The sequence below is a fragment of the Nonomuraea mangrovi genome, from assembly GCF_042681425.1.
GTDB classification, from domain to species: Bacteria; Actinomycetota; Actinomycetes; order Streptosporangiales; family Streptosporangiaceae; genus Nonomuraea; species Nonomuraea mangrovi.
The window spans coordinates 620797-644361 of record NZ_JBHUFV010000033.1 but is presented as its reverse complement, the minus strand read 5'-3'; the positions used below and the strand labels follow the sequence as shown (position 1 = coordinate 644361).

Annotated in this window: 23 protein-coding genes; 12 read left to right on the top strand and 11 right to left on the bottom strand. The window is 71.5% G+C overall.

Going from position 1 to position 23565, the window contains the following annotated elements:
* The first annotated feature begins 45 nt into the window (after positions 1-45).
* Both ACFSKW_RS21395 and ACFSKW_RS21390 read left to right on the top strand, forming a co-directional pair.
* A complete protein-coding gene (locus ACFSKW_RS21395) occupies positions 46-579 on the top strand; it encodes a YbhB/YbcL family Raf kinase inhibitor-like protein (protein WP_379574068.1) in 534 nt (177 codons plus the stop codon).
* Positions 580-1618: 1039 nt separating this feature from the next.
* The gene (locus ACFSKW_RS21390; RefSeq protein WP_379574067.1) at positions 1619-1852 is read left to right on the top strand and encodes a response regulator transcription factor; all 234 of its coding nucleotides are present in this window, start codon (positions 1619-1621) and stop codon (positions 1850-1852) included.
* Between the two features lie 226 nt (positions 1853-2078).
* On the opposite strand, the gene ACFSKW_RS21385 is transcribed toward ACFSKW_RS21390, so the two are convergent.
* The 3 genes from ACFSKW_RS21385 to ACFSKW_RS21375 are packed head-to-tail and all read right to left on the bottom strand — an operon-like array spanning position 2079 to position 5345.
* The gene (locus ACFSKW_RS21385) at positions 2079-3599 is read right to left on the bottom strand and encodes an alpha/beta hydrolase (protein ID WP_379574066.1); all 1521 of its coding nucleotides are present in this window, start codon (positions 3597-3599) and stop codon (positions 2079-2081) included.
* Positions 3596-4387 (bottom strand): ABC transporter permease, encoded by a 792-nt coding sequence (locus ACFSKW_RS21380; protein ID WP_379574065.1) that lies wholly within the window; start codon positions 4385-4387, stop codon positions 3596-3598. The genes ACFSKW_RS21385 and ACFSKW_RS21380 overlap by 4 nt, the downstream gene beginning before the upstream one ends.
* A 31-nt stretch (positions 4388-4418) precedes the next feature.
* Complete coding sequence (locus tag ACFSKW_RS21375; protein ID WP_379574064.1) at positions 4419-5345, bottom strand: ABC transporter ATP-binding protein; 927 nt, start codon at positions 5343-5345, stop codon at positions 4419-4421.
* A gap of 252 nt (positions 5346-5597) precedes the next feature.
* Here ACFSKW_RS21375 and ACFSKW_RS21370 point away from each other — a divergent pair, with 252 nt between their 5' ends.
* Positions 5598-6119 (top strand): AAA family ATPase, encoded by a 522-nt coding sequence (locus tag ACFSKW_RS21370; RefSeq protein ID WP_379574062.1) that lies wholly within the window; start codon positions 5598-5600, stop codon positions 6117-6119.
* Positions 6120-6270: 151 nt separating this feature from the next.
* On the opposite strand, the gene ACFSKW_RS21365 is transcribed toward ACFSKW_RS21370, so the two are convergent.
* Positions 6271-6870 (bottom strand): DsbA family oxidoreductase, encoded by a 600-nt coding sequence (locus ACFSKW_RS21365; RefSeq protein WP_379574061.1) that lies wholly within the window; start codon positions 6868-6870, stop codon positions 6271-6273.
* 15 nt (positions 6871-6885) lie between these two features.
* Positions 6886-7782 carry a hypothetical protein gene (locus tag ACFSKW_RS21360; RefSeq protein WP_379574060.1) on the bottom strand — a complete coding sequence of 299 codons (897 nt, stop codon included), beginning with the start codon at positions 7780-7782 and terminating at the stop codon, positions 6886-6888.
* A gap of 141 nt (positions 7783-7923) precedes the next feature.
* Here ACFSKW_RS21360 and ureA point away from each other — a divergent pair, with 141 nt between their 5' ends.
* Genes ureA through ACFSKW_RS21345 form a run of 3 tightly spaced genes read left to right on the top strand, consistent with a single transcriptional unit; the run spans position 7924 to position 11301 of the window.
* Positions 7924-8601 (top strand): urease subunit gamma, encoded by a 678-nt coding sequence (gene ureA, locus ACFSKW_RS21355; protein ID WP_379574059.1) that lies wholly within the window; start codon positions 7924-7926, stop codon positions 8599-8601.
* On the top strand, positions 8601-10235 hold the full coding sequence (locus ACFSKW_RS21350; RefSeq protein WP_379574058.1) for an urease subunit alpha: 1635 nt from the start codon (positions 8601-8603) through the stop codon (positions 10233-10235). The genes ureA and ACFSKW_RS21350 overlap by 1 nt, the downstream gene beginning before the upstream one ends.
* A 28-nt stretch (positions 10236-10263) precedes the next feature.
* Positions 10264-11301 (top strand): agmatine deiminase family protein, encoded by a 1038-nt coding sequence (locus ACFSKW_RS21345; RefSeq protein ID WP_379574057.1) that lies wholly within the window; start codon positions 10264-10266, stop codon positions 11299-11301.
* A gap of 6 nt (positions 11302-11307) precedes the next feature.
* Here the strand turns inward: ACFSKW_RS21345 and ACFSKW_RS21340 are convergent, their stop codons facing one another.
* From ACFSKW_RS21340 to pdxR, 3 genes are all read right to left on the bottom strand, one after another.
* A complete protein-coding gene (locus ACFSKW_RS21340) occupies positions 11308-11883 on the bottom strand; it encodes a TetR/AcrR family transcriptional regulator (RefSeq protein WP_379574056.1) in 576 nt (191 codons plus the stop codon).
* A 120-nt stretch (positions 11884-12003) separates the two neighbouring features.
* Complete coding sequence (locus ACFSKW_RS21335) at positions 12004-12804, bottom strand: ArsR/SmtB family transcription factor (protein ID WP_379574055.1); 801 nt, start codon at positions 12802-12804, stop codon at positions 12004-12006.
* A 23-nt stretch (positions 12805-12827) separates the two neighbouring features.
* A complete protein-coding gene (pdxR, locus tag ACFSKW_RS21330) occupies positions 12828-14315 on the bottom strand; it encodes a MocR-like pyridoxine biosynthesis transcription factor PdxR (protein ID WP_379574054.1) in 1488 nt (495 codons plus the stop codon).
* 28 nt (positions 14316-14343) lie between these two features.
* On the opposite strand from pdxR, the gene ACFSKW_RS21325 reads away from it, so the two are divergent.
* Both ACFSKW_RS21325 and ACFSKW_RS21320 read left to right on the top strand, forming a co-directional pair.
* Positions 14344-14940: a LysE family translocator gene (locus tag ACFSKW_RS21325; protein ID WP_379574053.1), complete on the top strand. Its 597-nt coding sequence runs from the start codon at positions 14344-14346 to the stop codon at positions 14938-14940.
* Positions 14941-14948: 8 nt separating this feature from the next.
* Positions 14949-15614, top strand: a complete 666-nt coding sequence (locus ACFSKW_RS21320; RefSeq protein WP_379574052.1) for a B3/B4 domain-containing protein — start codon at positions 14949-14951, stop codon at positions 15612-15614.
* Positions 15615-15718: 104 nt separating this feature from the next.
* On the opposite strand, the gene ACFSKW_RS21315 is transcribed toward ACFSKW_RS21320, so the two are convergent.
* Positions 15719-16456 (bottom strand): SRPBCC family protein, encoded by a 738-nt coding sequence (locus tag ACFSKW_RS21315; protein WP_379574051.1) that lies wholly within the window; start codon positions 16454-16456, stop codon positions 15719-15721.
* Positions 16457-16542: 86 nt separating this feature from the next.
* Here ACFSKW_RS21315 and ACFSKW_RS21310 point away from each other — a divergent pair, with 86 nt between their 5' ends.
* The 3 genes from ACFSKW_RS21310 to cydB all read left to right on the top strand — a co-directional run bounded on the left by ACFSKW_RS21310 (position 16543) and on the right by cydB (position 19943).
* Complete coding sequence (locus ACFSKW_RS21310) at positions 16543-17412, top strand: polysaccharide deacetylase family protein (protein WP_379574050.1); 870 nt, start codon at positions 16543-16545, stop codon at positions 17410-17412.
* Between the two features lie 229 nt (positions 17413-17641).
* Entirely contained in the window at positions 17642-18982 is a 1341-nt protein-coding gene (locus ACFSKW_RS21305) for a cytochrome ubiquinol oxidase subunit I (protein WP_379574049.1), read from the top strand.
* Between the two features lie 10 nt (positions 18983-18992).
* Complete coding sequence (gene cydB, locus ACFSKW_RS21300) at positions 18993-19943, top strand: cytochrome d ubiquinol oxidase subunit II (protein WP_379574048.1); 951 nt, start codon at positions 18993-18995, stop codon at positions 19941-19943.
* 157 nt (positions 19944-20100) lie between these two features.
* Here the strand turns inward: cydB and ACFSKW_RS21295 are convergent, their stop codons facing one another.
* Entirely contained in the window at positions 20101-21816 is a 1716-nt protein-coding gene (locus ACFSKW_RS21295; protein WP_379574047.1) for a M4 family metallopeptidase, read from the bottom strand.
* Between the two features lie 103 nt (positions 21817-21919).
* Here ACFSKW_RS21295 and ACFSKW_RS21290 point away from each other — a divergent pair, with 103 nt between their 5' ends.
* Positions 21920-23149, top strand: coding sequence for an MFS transporter (locus ACFSKW_RS21290; RefSeq protein ID WP_379574046.1), 1230 nt, complete (start codon positions 21920-21922; stop codon positions 23147-23149).
* On the opposite strand, the gene ACFSKW_RS21285 is transcribed toward ACFSKW_RS21290, so the two are convergent.
* The gene (locus ACFSKW_RS21285) at positions 23139-23543 is read right to left on the bottom strand and encodes a hypothetical protein (protein WP_379574045.1); all 405 of its coding nucleotides are present in this window, start codon (positions 23541-23543) and stop codon (positions 23139-23141) included. The genes ACFSKW_RS21290 and ACFSKW_RS21285 overlap by 11 nt on opposite strands.
* Positions 23544-23565: the final 22 nt, after the last annotated feature.

The window sequence follows — 23565 nt, the reverse complement described above, 5'->3', positions numbered from 1 at the left end:
GCATCACCGCCACCCCACGGCACGACCTGAAAGGAACGATGCGATATGAGCGCCAACGACCCCTTCGCCCGGCTCCCCGAGGCAGCGTCCTTCGCCGTGACCAGTACCACCGTCGCCGACGGCGCCGCCTGGTCGCCCGAGCAATGGTCCTCCGGTGTCCCCGGCGGTAAGGACGTCTCCCCCCAACTGTCCTGGAGCGGTGCGCCGGACGGCACCAAGAGCTACGCCGTCACCGTCTACGACCCCGACGCCCCCACGGGGTCGGGGTTCTGGCACTGGGCGGTCGCCGACATCCCGGCCACTGTCACCGAGTTGCCCGAGGGCGCCGGCGACGACACCGGCTCGGGCCTGCCCGAGGGTGCCTTCCAACTGCCCAACGACGCACGCGCAGCCCGCTTCATCGGTGCCGCACCGCCGGCCGGGCACGGGCCGCACCGCTACTTCGTCGTGGTGCATGCCCTCGACGTCGCCTCCATCGGCGTCCCGGCCGACGCCACCCCGGCCTTGCTCGGCTTCACCATGGCCGGTCACGTCCTCGGCCGCGCGGTCCTGACCGCCACCGCCGAAACCTCCGCCTGACGAACGGCAAACGGGGATGGCCCTCGACCACGATCGCGGTCGAGGGCCATGCTCGTCGCCGCGAGACCTCTGTACCGGCGGACCGTCGACGAACGTGTCACCAGCCGCGAACGGGGATCCTCGGGGGCGAGGAACCTGCGGACAGTCGTCGGCGCTGAGATCGATCTTGGGTTGGGGCGGGGTCAGCGGCGGGCGCTCCACCATCCCCCGCATCATCCACGCACACGGACATCCACCCGCCGCCGGCGGCGGGTGGATGTACCAGCCGGGCTGGACGTCCAGCTCCATAGGACCGCATACATCGGATGTATTTCCGGATCACCACGAGTGAATGTCGCATTGACCAAGGCAGGTCACGTTGTGATCCGATCTTTACAGGCGGTCCAACAAGGAGTCAGTTAGACTTGAAGTGACCGGCACGATGGTGGACGCCGGCGGTGCGGTGGTGGCCGTGTCCAACTCCCCGTTGTGTGCCACCACCGTCCCCGTGTCCGGACCCTGTATCCCTTCGGCCGACAGGCGCCTCCTCCGACATCGTCGCGGCACGTGGGACGCACCGGGGCCCACCTACCACCGCGCCCCCTCCCCCGCCTGCCGCCGCACCCCGCTCGCACCCCCCTGCCTGGCGCCGCACCCGGCGGGTTCGCAACAGCCGACCGTGGCGGCGGACAGCCGCCGTCGACCCGTTGCCGCAGGCCGGTCGACCCCGGCCGCCCACCATCCAGCGCGCACCGCGACGAGGCGCGAGCACCGACGAGGGGCCGGTCGGTTCGCCGGCCGAGGAGATCATCGGCCGGCGACGCGTCCACGGTGGCCGCCCCGTGCCGCGCGTGATGTCAGGCGACAGCAAGCCAGTCGAAAGCGACTTACAACCAGTAACGGCTACAAAACTCGCTTAACAGCACAAATCGGAAGATTGGCGCTCCTGAGCCGGGTTCCCTTCCGTCACGGGCGATCGGGGCACAGCCGCCGGAAGCCCGCGGCCCCCACGCGGGCCGTACGGTCTCGACAGTTACCCGAGAGCACCGAAAGCGACCAGATGCTCCCGTTCGTTCCGCACGGCGACGAGGAAGAGCTCGCCGAACCCGCCCTCGCCCCTCGCGAGGCGGAGACCTTGCGCCACATAGCCGCCGGGTGCACCTACTCCCAGGCCGCCCGGCGCATGGGGGTCAGCCTGCACACCATCGACACCTACCTGCGCAGGGTCCGGCTCAAGTTCGGGATCACCAGCAAGGCGGAGCTCACCCGGCTGGCCGTCGCGCTCGGCCTGTGATCTCGGGGACGGTCGCACGGGTGACCGTCCCCGAGGCCGCGCCCCGGTGGGCCGGCCGACACCGAGGCCGGGCGATGCAGAGGCCGGTCGACACGGACGCCGGTCGACGCAGAGGCCGGTCGATGTAGAGGCCGGTCGATGTAGAGGCCGGTCGACACCGACGCCGGTCGACGCGGAGGCCGGTCGACACCGACGCCGGTCGACGTCTGCGCGGAGGCCGGTGACCTCAACGGCACCACGCTCCCTTGAGCGGCGGACGGCCGTCGATGAGATAGGTGTCGACCGCGTCGTTGACGCACGCGCTGCCACGCTTGTCGTAGGCGCCGTGACCGTCGCCGTCGTAGGTGAGCAGCACGCCGGAGGACAGCTGGCCGGCCAGCCCCTGAGCCCACGCGTACGGCGTGGCCGGATCCCTGACGGCGCCCACGACCAGGATCGGGGCCGCGCCACTCGCGTGGATGGCACGCGGCGTGTCGACCGGTGCGACCGGCCAGTACGCGCATCTGAGCTCCGCCCATGCCATCATCTCCCCGAAGACGGGCGCGGCCTGGCGGAAGGCGGGCAGCCGTGCCTCGACCTGGCGTGCCGAGGTCTGTGCCGGCGGGCCGTCAAGGCAGACGATCGCCGCCATGGCCTCGGCGAAGTTGTCGTCGCCCCCGCCCACGGAGCCGCCGCCCAGTTCCAGCAGTCCCTCCCCGTCGCCCCGCAGGGCCCGCTGGAAGGCCGTTCGTATGAGCGGCCACGCATGCTCGCTGTACAGGGCTCCGCCGATGAGCTGGACGGCCGTCTCCTTGTCGACGACCTGCGCGCCCTTGCCGGGCAGCGGCCTGCGGTCGATACGCTCCAGCAGGCCGGCGACGCGCCGCCTGGCCGCCTTGGCGTCGGTGCCGAGCGGGCAGCCCGCGCGCCTGGCGCAGTCGGCGAGGAAGGAGTCGAGTGCCACCTCGAATCCGCGGGCCTGTGTGATCGCCGCGCTCGTCGGCCATGCCCTGGGATCGACGGCGGCGTCGAGGACCAGCCTGCCGACCCTGCCGGGGAAGCGCTCGGCGTAGACGGCCCCGAGGTAGGTGCCGTACGAGATGCCGAGATAGTTCAGCTTGGCATCGCCGAGCACGCCGCGCAGCACGTCCATGTCCCTGGCCGCTTCGACGGTCGAGACGTGGGCGAGCAGCTTGCCTGACCGGGCCTGGCAGCCGGCCCCGAACCGCTTGAGCTGGTCGGCGAGGTCGCCGGCCGTGGCGCGGACGCGCCTTCGCGGGTTCACCTCGGGGCCGAAGGTGCCGGTGCCCACCTCGGGCGCGCAGCGGATCGCCGTGCTCTCTCCGACGCCTCTGGGGTCGAACCCGACGACGTCGTAGCGGGCGCGCAGCCGCTCGGTGAGGATCTCACCGGAGACGAGGCCGAACCTCACCCCTGAACCGCCCGGCCCGCCCGGGTTCAGCAGGAGGGAGCCGATCCGCCGTTTCCGGTCGGCTGCCGGCTTGCGGATGACGGCCAGCGTGATCGTGTCCCCCGCGGGGTCGGCGTAGTCGAGCGGGACCTGGAGGCGGCCGCATTCGAATCCGTCGTCGCACTCGTTCCAGGTGATCCGCTGCTCGTAGAAGGAACGCAGCGCCCCGGCGTCCGCGGGGACGGAGGGCGGCCGGTCGTCGGCCCTCCCCGTGGCGCACCCGGCGGCCAGCAGCCCCAGCAGGACGGTGCCGACGGCGAGCAGGCCCAGCCGGACGCGCTCTCTCGGCGCCGTCACGCGTCCCTCCGCCGCATCAGGAGGACGGCGAGGCCGAACATCGCGGCCGTCCACGCGCAGTAGACGGCGAACCAGCCCCACGGAGCGGTCGAGGTCATGTCGGCGATCTGCATTCCCGCCACGTACGGCATGGCCCTGGCCACCGCCTGGGTCCCCGGCACGAGGCTCAGGACGCTCGGCATGACGTAGAACACGCCGATCATGGTGAGAATGGCGCCTGCCGTGTGGCGGATGATCGCGCCGACGGCCATCGCGAAGACGGCCAGCACCGTGAGATAGGCGGACAGGCCCAGCAGGGATCGCAGCACCTCGGGGTCGGTGAGGCCGCCGAGCACCTCCCCAGAGAAGAGCTGGACGGCGAGCGAGATCGCCGTCACGGCCAGCGAGACCACCAGGGTCGCCGCCGCGACCACCACCGTCTTGGCCATCAGCATGCGCCCGCGCCACGGCACGCTCATCAGCGAGGTTCTGATCATCCCCGAGCGGTACTCGCCGCTGATCGCCAGGATGCCCAGTACCAGGATGGCGATCTCGCCGAGCGCGTTCCCCGCCATGACCACGGCCACCACCTGGCCCATGGTCCTCGTCTCACCGCCGAACGGCGACACGGCCGACACGGCCGCGACGATGGCGCTGGTGCCGACGGCGAGCATCGCGAAGATCGCCAGACACCAGCGGACCGATCGCACCGAACGGAACTTGGTCCATTCGGCGCGGAGTACGTTGCCGAACCCGCCTCTCGCCGGTGCCAGGCCGGCCGCGGGCACCGCCAGAGTGGTTGCCACCATGATTCTCCCCCGTCAGATCGCTTCGTGCCGGTCAGGCGCCGGCCATGGTCATGGGCGCATCGGCCCGGAATTCGACGTGCTCCCGCGTCAGCCTCATGAACACCGATTCGAGAGAGTCGTTGCGCGTCCAGAGCTCGTGCACCGCCACTCCCGCTGTCAGCGCGAGATCGCCGACGCGCGATGTGGAGAGTCCGATGACGGTGAGTGAGCCGTCGGATTCCTTCCTGACCTGCCCTCCCGCGGCCTCCAGGACGGACTGCAGGACCATCGGGTGCGGGGCGCGCACGTGCACGGTCGCGAGCGAGTTGCCTGCCACGAACGCCGCCATGGCCTCGTCGGCGATGAGCCGCCCCTGGCCGATGACGATGACGTGGTCGGCGGTGCCCTGCATCTCGTTCATGAGATGGCTGGAGACGAAGACGGCCCTGCCCTGGGCGGCGAACGACCGCATGAGCGTGCGGACCCACAGGATGCCCTCGGGGTCGAGGCCGTTCATCGGCTCGTCGAGCACCAGGATCTCCGGGTCCCCGAGCAGCGCGGCCCCGATGCCCAGCCGCTGCTTCATGCCGAGCGAGAACCTGCCGACGCGCCTGCCCGCCACTGCCGAGAGCCCGACCAGGTCGAGCACGTCCGCCACTCTGGCGCGGCTGATGCCGTTGCTGTGCGCGAGGCACAGCAGGTGGTCGTGGGCGGACCTGCCCGGGTGCGCGGCCTCGGCGTCCAGCAGCGCGCCGATCTCTCTGAGCGGGTATCGCAGCCTGTGATACGGCCGGCCGTTGACGGTGGCGTTGCCCGACGTGGGGCGATCCAACCCCATGATCATGCGCATGGTCGTCGACTTGCCCGAGCCGTTGGGTCCGAGGAAGCCGGTGATGGCGCCCGGTCTCACCGTGACGGACAGGTCGTTCACCGCCAGGGTTCCCCCGAACCGCTTGGTCAGCCCCCGTGTTTCGATCATCTGGATGTCTCCGCGGTCTCGTGTCCTGCCGCCTCCTGCCCGTCGTGCGCGGGAGCGGAGTCGCGGCTCTTCAGCGGGTCATGCCGTTCTCACCCGCGTGGAGGCCCGCGTTCCTCTGTGCCGGGCCCTGCGTTCCAGTAAGCAGGACAGTCCATCGCGCGTCATGTCACTGAATTTCGCGGCTTGACAGAAGAGAGAGATCTTGATAATTCGGGAGGCCGGATCGCCTGGTGGAGCGCTACGATCGGGCGGATGCACGCACCCCTGTCCCTCCTCATGGGCGCGCCGGGCGCCGGCAAGACGACCCTGCTGCCGCACCTGCTGCGGTCCGCCGGTGGGCTGGTCGTGATGGAGATGGATGAGCTGCTCGAGGACGGCACGCTGATCGGTGTGACCATCGCCGACCCGGAGGCCGCGCCGATCTGGCCCGCCTACGACCGGCTGTGGCAGCGCGTCGTCACCATGGTCAGGCGGGCGGGGCATCCGGTGCTCCTGCTGTGCCCTGTGCCCGACCCCGAGGAACTCGCCCCGGACGGCCGCTGGGCGGCCCCGGTCCGCTGGGCGCTCCTCGACTGCCCGGACGAGGTGCGCCTGCACCGGCTGTGGGAGCGCGGCTGGGCCCAGGACTGGATCGAGGACGCGATGGCCGACGCCGCCCAGGGCCGCGCCCTCGCCCCTGCGGTCTTCCACAGCGACGACGACGTCGCCGGGCTGGCGGCACGAGTCCTCGCATGGGCGCGTGACGGCGCGCCCCAGCGCGTCGCCCGGGCCTGAGCGACCGCCTCACGCGACCCCGCCCCCGAGCGCCCGCCTCACGCGACCCCACCGCCCGAGCGGCCGCCTCACGCGACACCACCGCCCGAGCGCCCGGTGCCGGTGTCCCTCGGTCGCCCGGGAGAACCGGCCCGGGCGCGCGCCCGTTCGGTCAGCGGGCCGTACGCTCGGCGACCTCCTCCAGGGCGGCGAGGAAGGTGTCCTCAGGCTGCGCCCCCGAGACGCCGAACTGCTCCTCGAACAGGAAGAACGGAACGCCGGTGATCCCGAGCGCGCGCGCCCTGCCGAGCTGCTCCCTGACCTGCGCGGCGGCCTCGCCGGTGTCCGCGACGCCCACCTCGGCGGCGAGCTTGGCCAGGACGCCCGCGTCGCCGATGTTCAGCCCGTCGGTGAAGTGCGCCTCGAACAGCCGGTTCGTCATCTCCTCGGCCAGCCCCTGGCGGGAGGCCAGCTCGATCAGCCGGTGCGCCTCGAACGAGTTCGCGCTGATCGCGTGGTCGAAGCGGAGTTCCAGGCCCTCCTGGGCGCCGACGTCCGCGACCTGGCGGGTCATCTGCGCCGCGTTGCCGCCGAACTTGCGATCGAGCGCCTCCAGCAGCGGCTCACCCGTGGCGGGGGCGTCCGGGTTGAGCTCGAAGGGACGGTGGATCACCTCCACCTCGCCCGCGAAGCGCGCCACCGCCCTGGCGAAGCGCTTGTGCCCGATGTAGCACCAGGGACAGACGACGTCCGAAAAAATTTCAACTTTCACGGAAAGCCGTAACAATCAATCGGCCGCGAGTTCTTCCAGCCTGTGGGGAAGGTAACCCGAGTCGTCCACCAGCGCCGAGGCACCGCGCCACCAGCCGAACCACTCGGCGCTGCGCCACATCCAGTCGACCCGCTCGATAGCGGCCACCACGTCGCCCACGCTCGTCCACGACGTGCCGAGCTGCTCGTGCGTGGCGCCATGGCGCAGCGCCCACTCGCGCAGGATGCGCACCGCGTCGTCGGCCACCGGCCTGGCGTACGGGTCGGGGTCCTCGCCGGGCAGCCGGTGCGGTCCGAGCCCGGCGGCCACGCCCCAGCTCCACTGCGCCTCGGCGGGCTTGGAATAGCGCAGCGAGGAGAAGTCGAGGTTGGAGCCCAGCTCGCCGTCCGGCCGCCTGGTCACCACCGCGTCGAGCCTGCCGCCCGCGTCGAAGTGGACGACGAGCCGCTGTCCTGGGCCGACTCCGCCGGGGAGCCTGATGCGGTCCTCGGCCTGCCACGAGTTCAGGTCGACCTCGGCCACCGGGCGCCCCCAGAGCGTGTCGGCCGCGTCGTCGGCGATCCAGGCCGCCAGCATCTCCAGCACCGTCAGGTCGGTCCACGGCTCGATCGCGGCGGCGGTGTGCAGCACCTCGACGGGCGCGGGCAGCTTTCCGCCCCGCTCGGTCTCCCACCATGTGCCGCCCAGGTCCCTGACGCCGACCACGAGCGCGGCGAGGGAGGAGAGCTCAGCCGAGCGCCTCGTCAGCGACGCGCCGAGTGCCAGCTCGAGACATCGGGAGGTGCGGTCCTCACCGAGCGCGGCGCGCGCGTCGGCGATCAGCGCGGCCGCGGTCGGCCGCTCCTCTCCGAGCAGGTTGTTGATGACTCGTCGGGCCTCGGTCCTTGCGTCTTCAGCGTGTGCCTCCCGCATACCAGCCACGCTACGCCGGGAGATCCTTTTCCAACAGCTTGTACGACGAACCTGTATGACGATACGGTCACCCGCGTCAGCGGTCCCGACCTGGGGATGTTCCACTGGTTGCCATCGGGCCACTGAACGAGGGAGGCACTGGTGCGCTTGACGCCGACCGAGCGGGACCGGCTCCTGCTCTTCACCGCCGCGCAGCTCGCCCGCGCCAGGCGGGCCCGCGGCCTGCGCCTGAACGTCCCCGAGGCGACCGCGCTCATCGCCGACACGGTGTGCGAGGCGGCCAGGGACGGTGCGAGGCTGGCTGAGGCCATCGCGGCCGGCAGGGCCGTGCTGGGCCCCGACGACGTGCTGCCGGGAGTGGCCGACATCGTCACCCAGGTGACGGTCGAGGCGGTCTTCGACGACGGCAGCAGGCTCGCGGTGGTCACCGACCCCGTGGGCGGCGGCTCGCTCGGCGACGCCGCGCCGGGAGCGGTCGTGTCCAGGTCCGCGTGGGAGCAACCCCCGTCACCGGTGCGCGTCCAGGTGCTCAACACCGCCGAGGTGCCGATCTCCGTCAGCTCTCACTTCCACTTCTTCGAGGTCAACCCGCGTCTCCGCTTCCCCAGGCAGGAGGGGTACGGCATGCGGCTCAACGTGCCCGCGGGCGCGACCGTGCGCTTCGACCCCGGCACGACCGTGGACGTGGAGCTGATCCCGATCGGCGGCGGCCGTACCGCGATCGGGTTCGCGGGCCTGGTGGACGGCCCGCTGGACGCGCCGGGCGCGAAGGAGGAGGCGCTGCGCAGAGCGCGCGCCTGCGGATACGAGGGGGCATAGTGCACGACTACATCGGGGTGCACGGGCCGCGCGAGGGCGACCTGGTACGGCTCGGCGACACGGGCCTGGTCGTCGAGGTGGAGCACGACTCGCAGGAGCCGGGAGAGGAGTTCCTGGCCGGATTCGCCAAGACCGCCAGGGACGGCCTGCACCTGAAGGCCGCCTCCATCCGCGAGACCTGCGACCTGGTGATCAGCAACGTGCTGGTGATCGACGCGCTGCTCGGGGTGAGGAAGGTGTCGATCGGGGTGCGCCAGGGACGCATCCACGCGATCGGCCGCGCGGGCAACCCCGACACGCTCGACGGCGTGGACGTGGTGGTGGGCACCGGCACCACGATCGTCTCGGGCGAGGGGCTGATCGCCACGGCGGGCGCGATCGACACGCACGTCCACCTGATGTCGCCGCGGATCATGGAGGCGTCGCTGGCGTCGGGCGTGACCACGATCATCGGTCAGGAGTTCGGCCCCGTCTGGGGGGTGGGCGTCAACTCGCCCTGGGCGCTGCGCAACGCCTTCGCCGCCTTCGACGCCTGGCCTGTCAACATCGGCTTCCTGGCGCGCGGCTCGTCGTCGGTGGCCGACCCGCTGGTGGAGGCGCTGGTCGAAGGCGGCGCCTGCGGGTTCAAGGTGCACGAGGACATGGGCGCGCACACCAGGGCGCTCGACACCGCGCTCCGGGTGGCCGAGGAGCACGACGTGCAGGTGGCGCTGCACACCGACGGGCTGAACGAGTGCCTGTCGGTCGAGGACACGCTCGCCGTGCTGGAGGGCAGGACCATCCACGCCTTCCACATCGAGGGCTGCGGCGGCGGCCACGTCCCCAACGTGCTGCGCATGGCGGGCGTCGCCAACGTGATCGGCTCCTCGACCAATCCCACGCTGCCGTTCGGGCGCGACGCGCTCGGCGAGCACTACGACATGATCGTGGCCGCCCACGGGCTCAAGCCCGACCTGCCCAGCGACCAGATCATCGCCCGCGAGCGGATCAGGGCCGGCACGATGGGCGCCGAGAACGTGCTGCACGACCTGGGCGTCATCGGCATCACCTCCTCCGACGCGCAGGGCATGGGCCGGGCGGGCGAGACGGTCCGCCGTACCTTCCAGCTGGCCTCGAGGTTCTCGACGGGCGGGCCGGACAACGCGCGCGTGCTGCGCTACATCGCCAAGCTGACGATCAACCCGGCGATCGCGCACGGCCTGTCGCACGAGGTGGGATCGATCAGCGTCGGCAAGATGGCCGACATCGTGCTCTGGAACCCCGCCTCCTTCGGCGCGAAGCCGTGGCTGGTGCTCAAGGCGGGCTTTCCCGCGTGGGGCGTCACCGGCGACCCCAACGCCTCCATCGACGTCTGCCAGCCCCTCGTGTACGGCCCGCAGTTCGGCGGGCACGGCGCCACCCCCGCCGAACTGTCGGTCGCCTTCGTCAGCGGGGTGTCGCAGTCCCTGCCGACCAGGCGCCGGCAGGTGCCGGTGCGCGGCACGCGCGGGATCGGCCCCGCCTCGATGGTGCGCAACGACCGCCTCGGCGAGGTCAGGGTCGACCCGCGCACCGGGCAGGTCACGCTCGACGACCGGCCCATCGGCACCGAGCCGGCCTCGTCGGTCCCGCTCAGCCGCCTCTACTTCCTCTGACGAACCACCGACAGACTAAGGACTCGCCATGACACCTGCCGCCGCCGGCTTCCGGATGCCCGCCGAGTGGGAGCCGCACGCCCGTACCTGGATGGCCTTCCCGACCGCCAACCCGACCTTCACCGACCTGGAGGCCGCGCGCAGGGCATGGGGCCAGGTGGCCGACGCGATCGCCAGGTACGAGCCCGTCGTGATGGTCGCCAACACCGGCGAGAGCGCCGACGCCCGCTACTGCCTCGACCCTGGCATCACCGTGGTCGAGCGGCCCATCGACGACGCGTGGCTGCGCGACAGCGGGCCCACGTTCCTGGTGGACGGCAAGGGCGGGCTCGCCACGGCGAACTGGGTCTTCAACGGGTGGGGACAGCAGAGCTTCGCCCGCTGGGAGAACGACTCCAAGGTGGGCGCGCTCGTCTCGGAGATGGCGGAGGCGGTGCCGTACACCTCGTCGATGGTCAACGAGGGCGGCGGCATCCACGTGGACGGTGAGGGGACGGTGCTGCTGACCGAGACCGTCCAGCTCGACCCCTTCCGCAACCCGGGTTGGACGCGCGAGCGGGTCGAGGCCGAGCTGAAGGCGTTCGTCGGCGCGGAGAAGTGCCTGTGGATGCCGCGCGGGCTCACCGCCGACTACGGCATGTACGGCACCCGCGGCCACATCGACGTCTTCGCCGCCTTCGTCCGCCCCGGCCTGGTCGTCGCGCACAGCCAGCCCGACCCCTCGCACCCCGACCACGAGGTCTGCCGCGAGAACATCGCCCTGCTGCGCTCGTTCACCGACGCCCGCGGTCGCGCGCTCGAGGTCGTCGAGGTGCCGGCGCCCACGGTGACGGAGGTGGACGGCGAGCCTGTCGACTACTCCTACATCAACCACTACCTCGCCAACGACGCGGTGATCCTGTGCGCCTTCGACGACCCGCGCGACGCTGAGGCCGCCGCGCTGTTCGCCAAGCTCTTCCCCTCGCGGACGGTGGAACTGGTGGACGCCAGGGAGATCTTCGCGGGCGGCGGCGGCATCCACTGCATCACGCAGCAGCAGCCCGCCGTCTCGGGCATGCGGGCCTAGCCCGGATCACGCCTCCGACACGGCCAGCAGCCTGCGCAGGGCCCCGGTCAGCACCTCGGGGTCCTTCAGCGCGGGATCGGCCAGCGCGGTGGGCATGCCGAGCCCGTCGAGCAGGGCGAGCACCTGGCTGGCCAGCCGTACCGGGTCGTCGCCCACCGCGAAGCTGCCGTCGGCGACGCCGTCGGCGATCACCTCGGTCAGCAGGCCGCGCCAGGCCGCGTAGTCGCGCAGGAACTCCCCCCGCCACTCCACGTCGCGCAGCGCCCACCGCCACGACTCCACCCACACCCGCCAGCCGCCGCCCTCCTCCCCTGCGACGTGCCGGGCGATGTGGAGGAGCCGCTGCCAGGGCGTGCCCTGCAGGCCTTGCCTGACGGTCTCCAGGTCGGTGGCCGCGGCGTGGCGGAAGGCGGCGACCAGCAGGTCCTCGCGGTTGCCGAAGTAGTACTGCAGCGTGCTGATCGGGACTCCCGACACCTCGGCGACGTCGGCGAACCTGGTCGCCTCCGCCCCCCGCTCGGCGATCACCCGCGCGGCCCCCTCGAGCACGTCCTGCCTGCGCCGCCCGGCCCGTCTGCCCATGCCCCCTATCTATCACGAGCCCCTCTCCCGCGAACCCGTCACCGTGGACCGGACCGGCGACGGCCGCGGGATCGGGGGCGCCGGATCCGGCCCATCCCGGCGAGGGGGTCGCCGGCCGGGTCACTGGTCGGCGAGGAGCTTGCCGCCCTCCAGGAACGTCTTCAGCGCCGAGAGGATCATGATCCAGCCGCCGCTGGTGCCCTCCAGCATCTTGCTGTCGGGGCTGTCGAAGCCGTCATGGATGATCGTCAGCTTGATGCCCATTATCGGGATCTCGGCGGGCTCGATCTCGAAAGTCACCCTCGACCGCTCCTTGACGGCCTCCGCGAACGCCTCGTCGGAGTCGAACAGCTCACGGTGCATGGGCTGGAGCGTGTGCCAGGTGTACGACAGCCGCTTGCCCGGCTCGGCCTCGAGGACCCGCTGGCCCAGCTCCTCGAACTCTCCGTCGGGGTGGGACTTCCAGCGCACGGGAGAGCCGATCTCCCACGTGGACTCGGGGCCCGTGCCGCCCATGTAGACCTTGATGAGCTCGGGGTCGGTGAGTGCCTGGTAGAGCTTCTCCGCCGTGGTCTGGATGTAGGTCACGTAGACGAACTCGGGCTTGCTCATGGGTGATGCCTCCAGCGATTGCTTCAGTCGGGCCAGTACGGACAGCCGCCCTTGCTCGTAGCGGCGGATCCACCGGTCGGCGATGTCGTGGATCGGCACGGGATTGAGGTAGTGCAGCTTCTCCCTGCCGTGCCGCACGGTGCTGACCAGATTGGCGGCCTCCAGCACCGCCAGGTGCTTGCTCACCGCCTGCCGGCTCATGCCGAGCCCCTCGGTCAGCTCCAGGAGCGTCTGCCCGTTGCGCTCGTTGAGCCGGTCGAGCAGCCTCCTGCGGCTCCCGTCGGCCAGGGCCTTGAACACCGCGTCCACAACCCCCCACAATAGGCAACCATTTAGTTGCCTGTCCAGTCGCGCAGCACGCCGCCGAGGACCGCCACCCCCTCGCCGATCTCCGCGGGCGTCCGCGCGGCATAACCCATGACCAACCCCTGCGGGCCCGGGCGCTGGGTGTGCCACGACAGCGGCTGGACCTTCACCCCGCGGGCCAGCGCCGCCGCGGCGAGGTCGGTGTCGGCGGGCCCCGCCGCGTAGGTGACCATCAGGTGCAGCCCCGCGGCCGCTCCGTGCGCCACCGCCCCCGGCAGGTGCGCGGCGATCGCCTCGACCATGGCGTCCCTGCGCCGCCTGTGACGGGTGCGCAGCAGGCGCAGGTGACGCTCCATCGCGCCGCTCTCCATGAGCGCGGCGAGCACCAGCTGGGGCAGTACGGCGTTGCCGAGGTCGGCGAAGCGCTTGGCGTCGACGAGCGCGTCCCTGTACCGCGGGGGCGCCAGCAGCCATCCCACGCGCAGCGCGGGCGCGAGCAGCTTGGAGACGCTGCCCGCGTAGAAGACCCGCTCGGCCAGGACCGAGCGGACGGCGGGCACGGGCGAGCGGTCGTAGCGGTGCTCGGCGTCGTAGTCGTCCTCGACGACCAGCCCGCCGTCCCTGGCCCAGTCCAGCAGCGCGCGCCGGCGCCGTCCGCCCAGTACCACGCCGGTCGGGAACTGGTGGGCCGGGGTCAGCAGGACCACCGGAGCGCCGAGCGCTCGCAGCTCGTCCACCCGCACGCCCTCGGCGTCGACGGTGACGGGCGGGGTGCGCATGCCCGCGTCGCCGAGGTGTTGGCGGGCCCCGAGCGAGCCAGGGTCCTCCACCGCGACCTCGTCGACGCCCTCCCTGCCCAGCACGTGGGCCAGCAGGCCGAGCGCCTGGGCGGTCCCCGACACGATGAGCACCTCGCCCGGATCCGCCCTGATCCCCCTGTTGCGCGCCAGCCAGTGGACCACGGCCGTGCGCAGGGCGAGCGCTCCCCTGGGATCGCCGTATCCGAGATCGGCGGCCGACAACCCGGCGAGGACGGAGCGTTCGGCCCTCAGCCATGCCGTCCTGGGGAAGGCGGCCAGATCAGGCAGTCCCGGTGACAGGTCGATGCGCGCCGGCGCGGCGCGCAGCGCGTCGAAGACGTCGGCCATGGGCTCGGCCGCGAACAGCTCCCCCGGCGCGGTCGCGCGGGGCGGGCCGAGGGGGCGGGGTGGCGTCGCGGGCACGGCGACGACGACGGTCCCCGCCCTCCCGCGTCCCGCGACGTGGCCCTCCTCTCTCAACCGCTGGTAGGCCTCGGTGACCACGCCGCGCGACACGCCCAGCTCCGCGGCCAGCACGCGTGTGGCCGGCAGCCTGCCGCCCACCGGCAGGCGGCCGTCGGCCATGGCGCGCCTGAGCCTTCCCGCCAGCCAGTCCGACAGGCCGCCTGCGGGAGCCTCGCCGGCGTCCAGCTGCAGGAAGTCGGAGCCGACCGCAATGGACCTGCGTGAAGCGTCCTGTTTGGACCTGTTCATCAGACCATTGTCGCGCCAGGGTGGACGGGTGAGTTTCGCGTTCTTCCTGACCACGCTGGTCGTGGTCGCCACTCCGGGGACCGGGGTCGTCTACACGCTGTCGGCGGGACTGTCGCGCGGGCGCACGGCGAGCGTGGTCGCCGCGTTCGGCTGCACGCTCGGGATCGTGCCGCACCTGGCGGCCACGATCACCGGGCTGGCCACGCTGCTGCGCGCCAGCCCCGTGGCCTTCCAGGTGCTGAAGTACGTGGGGGTGGCCTACCTGCTGTTCATGGCGTGGGCCGCGCTGCGCGACAAGGGCACGGTGGCGGTCGACGAGGACGCCGCGCCACGCTCGGCGACCCGAATGATCGTCTCGGGCGTCCTGATCAACATTCTGAACCCGAAGTTGACCATGTTCTTCCTCGCCTTCCTGCCGCAGTTCGCCGAGACTGGCCAGGAGATGCTGTGGCTCGGCGGGGTGTTCATGCTGCTCACCTTCGTCGTCTTCGCCGCCTACGGCCTGTGCGCCGCCTCGGTGCGCGACCAGGTCACCTCACGGCCCAGGGTGATGGCCTGGATGGGGCGGATCTTCGCCGCCTCCTTCGTCGCCCTCGGCGTCCGACTCGCCTTCGCCGACCTCTAGGAGCCCTCATGGATGTCCAGCATTCGCCCCGGATCTGGTCGGACTTCCCCGAACTCGCGGCGGGCGTGCTCCTCGCCGAGGGGATCACCGCTGACGCCGCGCCCGACCTGGACAGGTTCACCGCGATCGCCAAGGAGCGGCTCGCGGCCGGCACGGAGGCCGACCTCCCCGAGATCCAGGCGTGGCGGAGGGCCTTCTCGAAGATGGGGCTGAAGCCGACCCAGTACCGGTGCGCCGCCGAGTCGCTGTTGCGGCGCTTCAGGAAGGAGGGGTCGCTGCCGCGCATCCACCCGCTGATCGACCTGTGCAACGCCGTCTCGCTGGCCTACGCGATCCCCGTGGCGGTCTTCGACCGCGCCCGGGTCGCGGGGAGCATGGAGGTCCGCCACGCGTACGGGGACGAGACCTACCTCACCTTCGGCGGCGAGGTCGAGCGGCCCGAACCCGGCGAAGTGATCTTCGCGGACGCGGAGCGGCGCGCGCACGCCCGCCGCTGGTCGAACAGGCAGAGCGGCCACTCGGCCGTCAGGGAGTCGACGGGCGCCGTCCTGATCGTCGCCGAGGCGATGCACGGGACGGCGCGCGCCGACGTCGAGGCGCTCACGGCGGCGCTGGCCGAGGAGTTGTCGCGCACCTGGTCAGCCCGGCCCGAGACCTCGATCAGGAGCAGCTGACCCCCGGGAGTCCGGGAGTCCGGACATCCGGGGGGCGAGGCCCGGCTTGCGCGGGCGGGAGCCGCGGGTGCTGCCGACAGCGGGGGGCATGGCCGGACGCGCGGCTACCGGCGGCCCGCCCTGCCGAGCACCCAGCCGATCGCCGCGCTGCCCAGGGCGATGCCCGCGCCCATGCCAAAGGCGGCCAGCATGACCCACGGGCGGGTCTGGGTGTGGTCCTTCGCGGGGCGCGGCCGTTCGAAGACCTGCCCCGCGCCCTCCTGCTCCGCCCTGCGGACGGCGGGCGCGGCCACGCCATGATCCGGCCCGGCCGCCGAACGCATCGGGCCCGCCTGAGCGGGAACGGCGGGCGCGCGACCACGCGACGCCGCCGATCCCGCGAGGGCGCCAGCCTGGGCGGGGACCCCGGTGACCAGGTGGGATTCGACGGCGCTGAAGAAGTCTCCCGCCGTGCGCTTGGCGACCGAGCCGAGCATCCGCTGCCCCACCCCGCCGATCATCCCGCCGACCACGGCCTCGGCGTCGTAGTCGATCCGCGTCCCGCCCTCGACCTCGGCCAGCCGTACCTCGACGGTGGCCTCGACCGTGCCGGGCGCGCCCTGCCCCCGCGCTCTCAGCACGAAGCGCTCGGGCGGCGACGGCTCGGACAGCGCCACCTCCCCCTGGTACACGCCCTTGATCGAGGCGACGCCCGCGCTGACCGTCATCCGGTAGGTGCCGGGGCCCGTCTCCTCCAGGCGCTCACAGCCCGGGATGGTGCGCACCAGCACCGCCGGGTCCTGGAGCGCGTCCCACACACGATCTCTGCCGATGCCGAGCACCGCACTGCCTGCGACCTTCACAAAGGCCACTCTAGGCAGCACCGCGCCTCTTCTTCATGGCAACTCACGCCGAGAATGGTCCATGATCCATGGCAGGATGGGGTCCCATGATCGGGCGGCGATTCGGGGGAACGCGCCTGATGCGCGTGTCGGCGGGCATCGTGGCGGCCGCGCTGGTCTCGGGTTGCGCCGCGGGAGGGACGAGCCCGGCCTCCTCCGCCGCGCCCGCTTCCTCACCGCCCGTCCCGGTCAAGCCGCAGCAGAAGGCGGGTCCACCCGGCGTCCTTCCCCGGCCCGGCGAGGTGAAGGCGATTGCCCCCGCCGGCTCCGTCCTGCCGGTGATCAGCTCGATCCCCACCACACGCAAGGTGGTGTTCCTGACCATCGACGACGGCTGGGAGCAGGACCCCGGCTTCGTCAGGCAGGTGCGCGAGCAGCGCATACCGATCACCGCCTTCGTCATGCGCGACGCGGTGGAGGCGCTCGGCGCGCCCGATCCCGCGGGCGGCGTGGGCAAGTACGTCGGACGCGGCAAGTGGAGCTACTTCAGGCAGCTGCGCGACGCGGGCGTGCCGATCGAGAACCACACGCTCACCCATCCCGACCTGCGCACGCTCGGCTACGACGCGCAGAAGGCCGAGATCTGCGGCTCGTCGAAGCTGATCCGCGAGCACATCGGCACCCGGCCGACGCTGTTCAGGCCGCCGTTCGGCAACTACGGCGCCGGCACCCTGCGGGCCGCCAAGGCGTGCGGCGTCGAGGCGCTGCTGCTGTGGACGGCGACCGTGCAGCCGGGCGGGAAGATCGCCTACCAGGTGCCGGACAAGCGGCTGCGCCCAGGAGACATCCTGCTGCTGCACTTCAGGCCCAACCTGGCCAGGGACTTCAGGATCCTGGTCGACAAGATCAGGCGCAGGGGCTACGAGCTCGGCAACCTGGACGCCTACCTGAAGGCGGCTCTCCGCCGAGCGAAGTAGGGGCGAATCAGCCGCGCGGGTGACGCGCGGCGACCCCGGGACAGGCGATCGTTGTCCTCGGAGGGGGACTCCGGGGGAGCCCTCGAGGGGTGCGAGGTGTGCGGCCTCGCACCCCTTGAGCATGTCTGTGACGAAGATCGCAGCGCACTCCCGTCGCTTTGCTCTACAAGCCGTAGTACTACTTTTAGTAGAACTACAGCTCGTAGAGCTCCAAGCCCGTGAGGGGAAGATGGACGCGCTAGACCTGGCACGGTGGCAGTTCGGGGTGACCACCGTGTACCACTTTCTGTTCGTACCGTTGACGATCGGTCTCGGCGTCTTCGTCGCCGGACTCCAGACCGCCTGGCACCGCACAGGCAAGGAGCACTACCTGCGACTGACGAAGTTCTTCGGGAAGCTGTTCCTGATCAACTTCGCGATGGGCGTGGTGACGGGCATCGTGCAGGAGTTCCAGTTCGGCATGAACTGGAGCGAGTACTCCGTGTTCGTGGGTGACGTCTTCGGCGCTCCGCTGGCACTGGAGGCGCTGCTCGCCTTCTTCATGGAGTCGACGTTCCTGGGGCTGTGGATCTTCGGTTGGGACAAGTTGCCCAAGCGGGTCCACCTGGCCACCATCTGGGCGGCGGTCATCGGCTCCAACCTGTCCGCCTACTTCATCCTCGCCGCCAACGCGTGGATGAAGCATCCCGTCGGCTACGAGGTGGTGGACGGCAGAGCCAGGATGACCGACCTGTGGGCGGTGCTGACCAACTCCACCGCGCTCGCCCAGGTGCCGCACGTGATCGCGGCCAGCTTCATCGTGGCGGGCGGATTCGTGCTGGCGGTCAGCGGCTACCGGCTGCTCAAGGGCGACACGACCTTCAGGGGCCCGCTGCGCGGCGCGCTGGTCATGACCGCGATCGCCGGGGCCGTCGTCGCCGGCACGGGCGACCTGTCGGGCAAGCTGCTGTACGAGCAGCAGCCGATGAAGCTGGCCGCCGCCGAGGGTCTGACGCATGACACCCAGGGCGCGCCCTTCCACGTGCTACCGGGCATCGAGATCCCCAAGCTGCTCAGCTTCCTGTCGGCCAACGACCCCGACGCCACCGTCCAGGGCACCGAGGACATCCAGCGCCGCCTGGAGAAGCAGTTCGGTCCCGGCGACTACCGGCCCGACCAGGCGGTCGTCTTCTGGTCCTACCGGGTGATGATCGTCTTCGGCCTGTCGACGGTGGGCCTGTCGGTGCTCGGCCTGTGGCTGACCCGCAGGCGCAGGCAGGTGCCGCCGTGGTACGCCAGGGCGCTGCTGCTGGCGCTTCCGCTGCCGCTGCTGGCGATCATCGCCGGGTGGCTGCTCAGCGAGATCGGAAGGCAGCCGTGGACGGTCGCCGGCGAGCTGCTGACCGCCTCCAGCGTCTCGCCGGGGGTGTCGCTGGCCGAGGTCGCCACCTCGCTGACGCTGTTCACCCTCGTGTACGGCGTGCTCGCGGTGGCCGAGGTGGTCCTGCTGATCAGGAGCGTCAAGAAGGGTCCAGAACAGCTTCCCGCGCCGGCCCGCGAGCCGGTGCGCGAACCCTCGCTCATGTACTGAGGAGCGCACAGTGATCGATTTGTGGTTCGTCATCATCGCCTTCCTCTGGACCGGCTACTTCGTCCTCGAAGGCTTCGACTTCGGGGTCGGCATGCTGTCGCCGTTCCTCAGCGGGAACGAGGGGCAGCGCAAGCAGATCCTGCAGACCATCGGCCCCGTATGGGACGGCAACGAGGTCTGGCTGATCACCGCGGTGGGCGCGATGTTCGCGGCCTTCCCGGCCTGGTACGCGGGTTTCCTCAGCTCCTTCTACCTGCCGCTCACGCTGGTGCTGGCCGGGCTGATCGTGCGCGGGGTGGCGCTGGAGTGGCGCGGCAAGCTGGAGCACGCCTCCGACAGGGCGTGGGCCGATGTGGGCATCCTGGTCGGCAGCGCGCTGCCCGCCTTCCTCTGGGGTGCCGTCTTCGCCGACGTGCTGCTCGACAGCGGTGTCGCCACGCTGGTGGGCGGAGCGTTCTCCCTCGCGGTCGCCGTGCTGCACGGAGCGGTGTTCCTGGCGCTCAGGACCGAGGGACAGGTACGACGGCGGGCCCGCGCCGCCGCGACGGGCGCCACGTTCGCCGTCATCCCGCTGGCGATCGTCGCGCTGTCCTCCATCCCCGGGGAAGGCGACCTCGCCGTGTGGATCGCCGCGGGCGGCGCGATGGCGCTGCTGGCCGCCGGCGGCTCGCTGATCTGGCGGCGTCGGGAGGGCTGGGCGTTCGCCGCGACGGCAGGGGCGATCGTGCTGACCTCGGCCGCGCTGTTCGGGATGCTGGCGGCCAGGCCGCTGCCCGGGCTCACGCTGGCCGAGGCCGCCTCGGGCCCGTACACGCTCAACGTGCTGACCTGGATCGGCCTGGCCATCCTGCCGTTCGTGCTGGGCTACCAGGGCTGGACGTACTGGGTGTTCAGGAAGCGGATCTCGGCTCCTGGCGGGGCCGCCCGGGTTGAGGGCGGCCAGGCGGCGATCGGCCACTAGCTCGCGCGCGGGCTCTGAGACGTCGACGGTGCCGGGCGCGCGGGCGAGATTCACCTGCTTCCGCCGCCCGCCGGACGTGACGGCCTCGCCCAGGCCGGGAGCCGGCGGGAGGCGGGTCGCCCCGGGGACCGGGCTGCCCCGGAGCGACCCTTGGCGGCTACTCGATGCCCACCGCCGCGTAGGCCGCGGTGATCGCGGCCAGCACGGGTTCGAGCTGCCGGGGGCTCCCCGCGAGGTACACCTTCGCCACGTCCCGCAGCGCCACGGGCACGTCGGCGAAGTCCGAGAGTCTGCTCAGCCGCACCATCGCCAGGTAGATGAGCACGAGCCAGTCCCTGGCGTCCAGGACCGGCCTCCCCTCGGGCGTGGTCGAGGTGAGCAGCAGGTGGGCGGCCTTGTTGGGGATGCCGCTGTTGGTGTGGACGCCGCCGTTGTCGGCCCTGGTGCGCACGAAGTCGCGCATGTGCGCGGGCTGGCCGAAGGCCGCTGGATCGCTGAGCGAGCGCAACCCCGCGCCCGTCGGACGCCAGCCGGCCCCGAGCTCCCAGTTCCAGGTGTCCGTCCGCTCCTGCGCGGAAGCCTCGTACCAGTTCTTGATCGCGATGCCGAAGATGTCGGCGAAGGACTCGTTGAGCGCTCCCGGCTGGTCCTGGTACACCAGTCCGCTGGAGCTCTCGATGACGCCGTGGGTGAGCTCGTGCCCGATCACGTCGAGGAAGCGGGAGGTGCTCACCAGCACGCCCGCCGGGTTGCGCATCTGGCCGTACCACATGCGGCCCTTCCACCAGGCGGCGTTGCGCCACTCGGGGCCTTCGCCGACGGTGCAGTTGATGACCGAGGTGAGCGCCATCCCCTGGTCGTCGATGCTGTCGCGGCTGAGGACGCTGCGGTAGAAGTCGAAGACCCTGGTCGCGTTGGCGTGGGCGGAGACCGCCGCCTTGAACTTCTCCCCCAGGTCGGGGTCGGCCGCCTGGACCGGGTCGGGTAACGGCGGGTTCTCGTTGAGGTCGGCGAGGGCCAGGTCGTGGGTGACGATGTTCCTCAGCCTGTCGCGCAGGGCGAAGGCGCCGGCCAGCCTGTCGCCCCAGATCCGGTCGACGAGCGTGCCGTTCTCGTCGAAGCCGCGCAACTTGGTGGGGATGTCGACCGTGGGGGTGACGCCGAAGTAGTAGAGGATCCTGCCGTCCTCGGCGTCGACCAGGTAGTCGACCTGCGGGTGGAGATCGCGGGGCGAGGGATCCTCCATGCCGTGCCCGGTCGCGCCCGCACGGCCGCCGGGAGCGGGCCTGGCCTCGGGCAGGACCGCGGTCAGGCCGTGCAGGTGCCACGCCAGATGCCACGTGCCTGCCTCGTCGAGGAAGTAGGTGAGGCTGGGCGGCGCCGTGCCCGCGCCTTCGAGCGCGGTGCCGGTGGCCTCGGCCACCCGCGCCAGCGCGGCCGACGAGTCGATGTCGGGCGCGCCGGGCGCGCCGAGCACCTCGGTGAGCCGCGCGTCCATGGCGACGAGTTCCCTGGCCTGGTCGAGTTCGACGAGCACGTCGCTGCCGAAGATCGGGATCCGGGCGTGGGTCTGGTCGAAACGCACCAGCGTGGTGCCCGACGCGGGCGTCTGACGGGAGGACCTGAGCTCCAGGTCGGGCACCCTGGCGGGCGACTCCGTGGCCAGCGCGGCCCTGAAGCCCGGCGCGGAGGCGTCCTCGGCGAGCTTGTGGTCGAGGTAGAACCTGGCGGCCGCCTCGTTGGAGGTGAAGCGCGGCGCGACGTCCTCGAGCCCTGGGGCGATGCCGGTGAACGCGCCCGGCGGCCTGGGCCTGCCCCCTGCGTCGGGGTCGTCGGCGATGTGGTAGCGCATGCGGTCGAAGTGTCGACTCATGGCGCGCCCCCCTACATGAGTTGAAGACTTGTGGCGACATCGTGAGCCTCTGACGCGGCTTTGTCATGAGTAGGGGCCGACTTGGTCTGGTTGTATACGGCAGATGAATCTCTTACGGCATCGGGGCTTCGCGCTCCTGTTCGGCGCGGACACCATCAGCCAGGTCGGCACCCAGGTCAGCATGGTGGCCCTGCCGCTGGTCGCGGTCGTGGCGCTGCACGCCTCACCGTTCGAGATGGGCCTGCTGGTCGCGGCGGAGAGCGCCGCGTTCCTGGTCATCGGGCTGCCCGCGGGGGTGTGGGTGGACCGGCTGCGCCGGCGCCCCATCCTGATCACCGGCGACCTGGCGCGCGCCGTCCTGCTGGCCTCGGTGCCGGTGGCCTGGTGGCTGGGCGTGCTGTCGATGCCGCAGCTCTACGTGGTGGGCCTGTGCGTCAGCGTGGCCACCGTCTTCTTCGACGTCGCCTACCAGAGCTACCTGCCGTCGCTGGTGGAGCGCGAGCGGATCGTGGAGGGCAACGCCAAGCTGGAGATCGTCCGCTCCGGCGCGCAGGTGGCGGGTCCTGGCGCGGCCGGCTGGCTGGTCCAGCTCGTCACGGCGCCGGTCGCGATCCTGGTCGACGCGGTCAGCTTCCTGCTGTCGGGCCTGCTGCTGGCCGGCATCAGGTCCGACAGGGACGTCCCCGCCCGCGACGAGCGGCGCGGCCTGGTCAGGGAGATCGGCGAGGGCCTGGCGTTCGTGCTGCGGCACCCGATCCTGCGCATGATCGCCGCCTGTACGGCCAGTGCCAACCTGGCCCACGCCATGAACAACACGCTCTCCGTGCTCTTCCTCATCAACGTCGTCGGCATCACGCCGGGGGTGATGGGGTTGCTGTTCTCGGTCGCGGGCGTCGGCGGTCTGGTGGGCGCCGCGCTGGTCGGCCCGATGTCGAGGTGGGCGGGCTCGGCCAGGACGATCTGGCTGTCGAACCTGCTCACCTCGCCGTTCATCCTGCTGGTGCCGTTCGCCGCGCAGGGCTGGCGGCTGGGCCTGTACGCCTTCGCCTGGTTCGTGGTGAGCGTGGGCATCGTCGTCTACAACGTGTCGCAGGTCAGCTTCCGCCAGGCGATCACCCCCGGCCACCTGCTGGGCAGGATGAACGCGACGATGCGCTTCATCGTGTGGGGCACGCTGCCACTGGGCGCGCTCATCGGAGGCGTCCTCGGCGAGCACCTGGGCGTGGTGCCGGCGGTGTGGATCGCGTGCGCGCTGACGCCGCTGTCGGTGATCCCGCTGCTGCTGTCGCCGCTGCGGAGGATGCGCGACCTGCCCGAGCCGCTCAGCCCTTGACCCTGTGGTCCTTCAGGTGCAGGTCGCCGCCGAGCCTGCGTTGCACGCGCTCCAGCACGGCCCTGCTGGACAGGGCCGTCCACAGCGGGCCGACCAGGTGCGGGTTGTACTCGGGCGCGGTGTCCATCCACGCGTCCTTGCCCTCCTGGGTGGTGAACGTGGTGAGGAAGAACTGGCCGTCGCCGGTCTCGCAGTGCCCCTGCCTGAGGTCGACGGCGTCGATCTGGATGTGGGGCGTGCATCCGGCCTTGGCGGCCAGTTGCTCGACGGTCATCGACTGGGCGGCGGCCATGTAGCCTCCGCCGCTGTCGTCGCCGCCGTCGCCACCGCCGCCGTCTCCTGGTGCGCAGGCCGCGAGCACCAGCACGAAAGCCGCTATGCGGAGATAAGTCATCACGCCACGAGGTACGCGCCCT

Coding starts and splice junctions, on each gene's coding strand:
- ACFSKW_RS21380 (WP_379574065.1), bottom strand. CDS start 4,387: ATGGTGGCAACCACTCTGGCGGTGCCCGCGGCCGGCCTGGCACCGGCG.
- ACFSKW_RS21295 (WP_379574047.1), bottom strand. CDS start 21,816: ATGAGTCGACACTTCGACCGCATGCGCTACCACATCGCCGACGACCCC.
- pdxR (WP_379574054.1), bottom strand. CDS start 14,315: ATGAACAGGTCCAAACAGGACGCTTCACGCAGGTCCATTGCGGTCGGC.
- ACFSKW_RS21345 (WP_379574057.1), top strand. CDS start 10,264: ATGACACCTGCCGCCGCCGGCTTCCGGATGCCCGCCGAGTGGGAGCCG.
- ACFSKW_RS21390 (WP_379574067.1), top strand. CDS start 1,619: ATGCTCCCGTTCGTTCCGCACGGCGACGAGGAAGAGCTCGCCGAACCC.
- ACFSKW_RS21370 (WP_379574062.1), top strand. CDS start 5,598: ATGCACGCACCCCTGTCCCTCCTCATGGGCGCGCCGGGCGCCGGCAAG.
- ACFSKW_RS21285 (WP_379574045.1), bottom strand. CDS start 23,543: ATGACTTATCTCCGCATAGCGGCTTTCGTGCTGGTGCTCGCGGCCTGC.
- ACFSKW_RS21305 (WP_379574049.1), top strand. CDS start 17,642: ATGGACGCGCTAGACCTGGCACGGTGGCAGTTCGGGGTGACCACCGTG.
- ACFSKW_RS21375 (WP_379574064.1), bottom strand. CDS start 5,345: ATGATCGAAACACGGGGGCTGACCAAGCGGTTCGGGGGAACCCTGGCG.
- ACFSKW_RS21340 (WP_379574056.1), bottom strand. CDS start 11,883: ATGGGCAGACGGGCCGGGCGGCGCAGGCAGGACGTGCTCGAGGGGGCC.
- ACFSKW_RS21320 (WP_379574052.1), top strand. CDS start 14,949: ATGGATGTCCAGCATTCGCCCCGGATCTGGTCGGACTTCCCCGAACTC.
- ACFSKW_RS21395 (WP_379574068.1), top strand. CDS start 46: ATGAGCGCCAACGACCCCTTCGCCCGGCTCCCCGAGGCAGCGTCCTTC.
- ACFSKW_RS21290 (WP_379574046.1), top strand. CDS start 21,920: ATGAATCTCTTACGGCATCGGGGCTTCGCGCTCCTGTTCGGCGCGGAC.
- ACFSKW_RS21360 (WP_379574060.1), bottom strand. CDS start 7,782: ATGCGGGAGGCACACGCTGAAGACGCAAGGACCGAGGCCCGACGAGTC.
- ACFSKW_RS21310 (WP_379574050.1), top strand. CDS start 16,543: ATGATCGGGCGGCGATTCGGGGGAACGCGCCTGATGCGCGTGTCGGCG.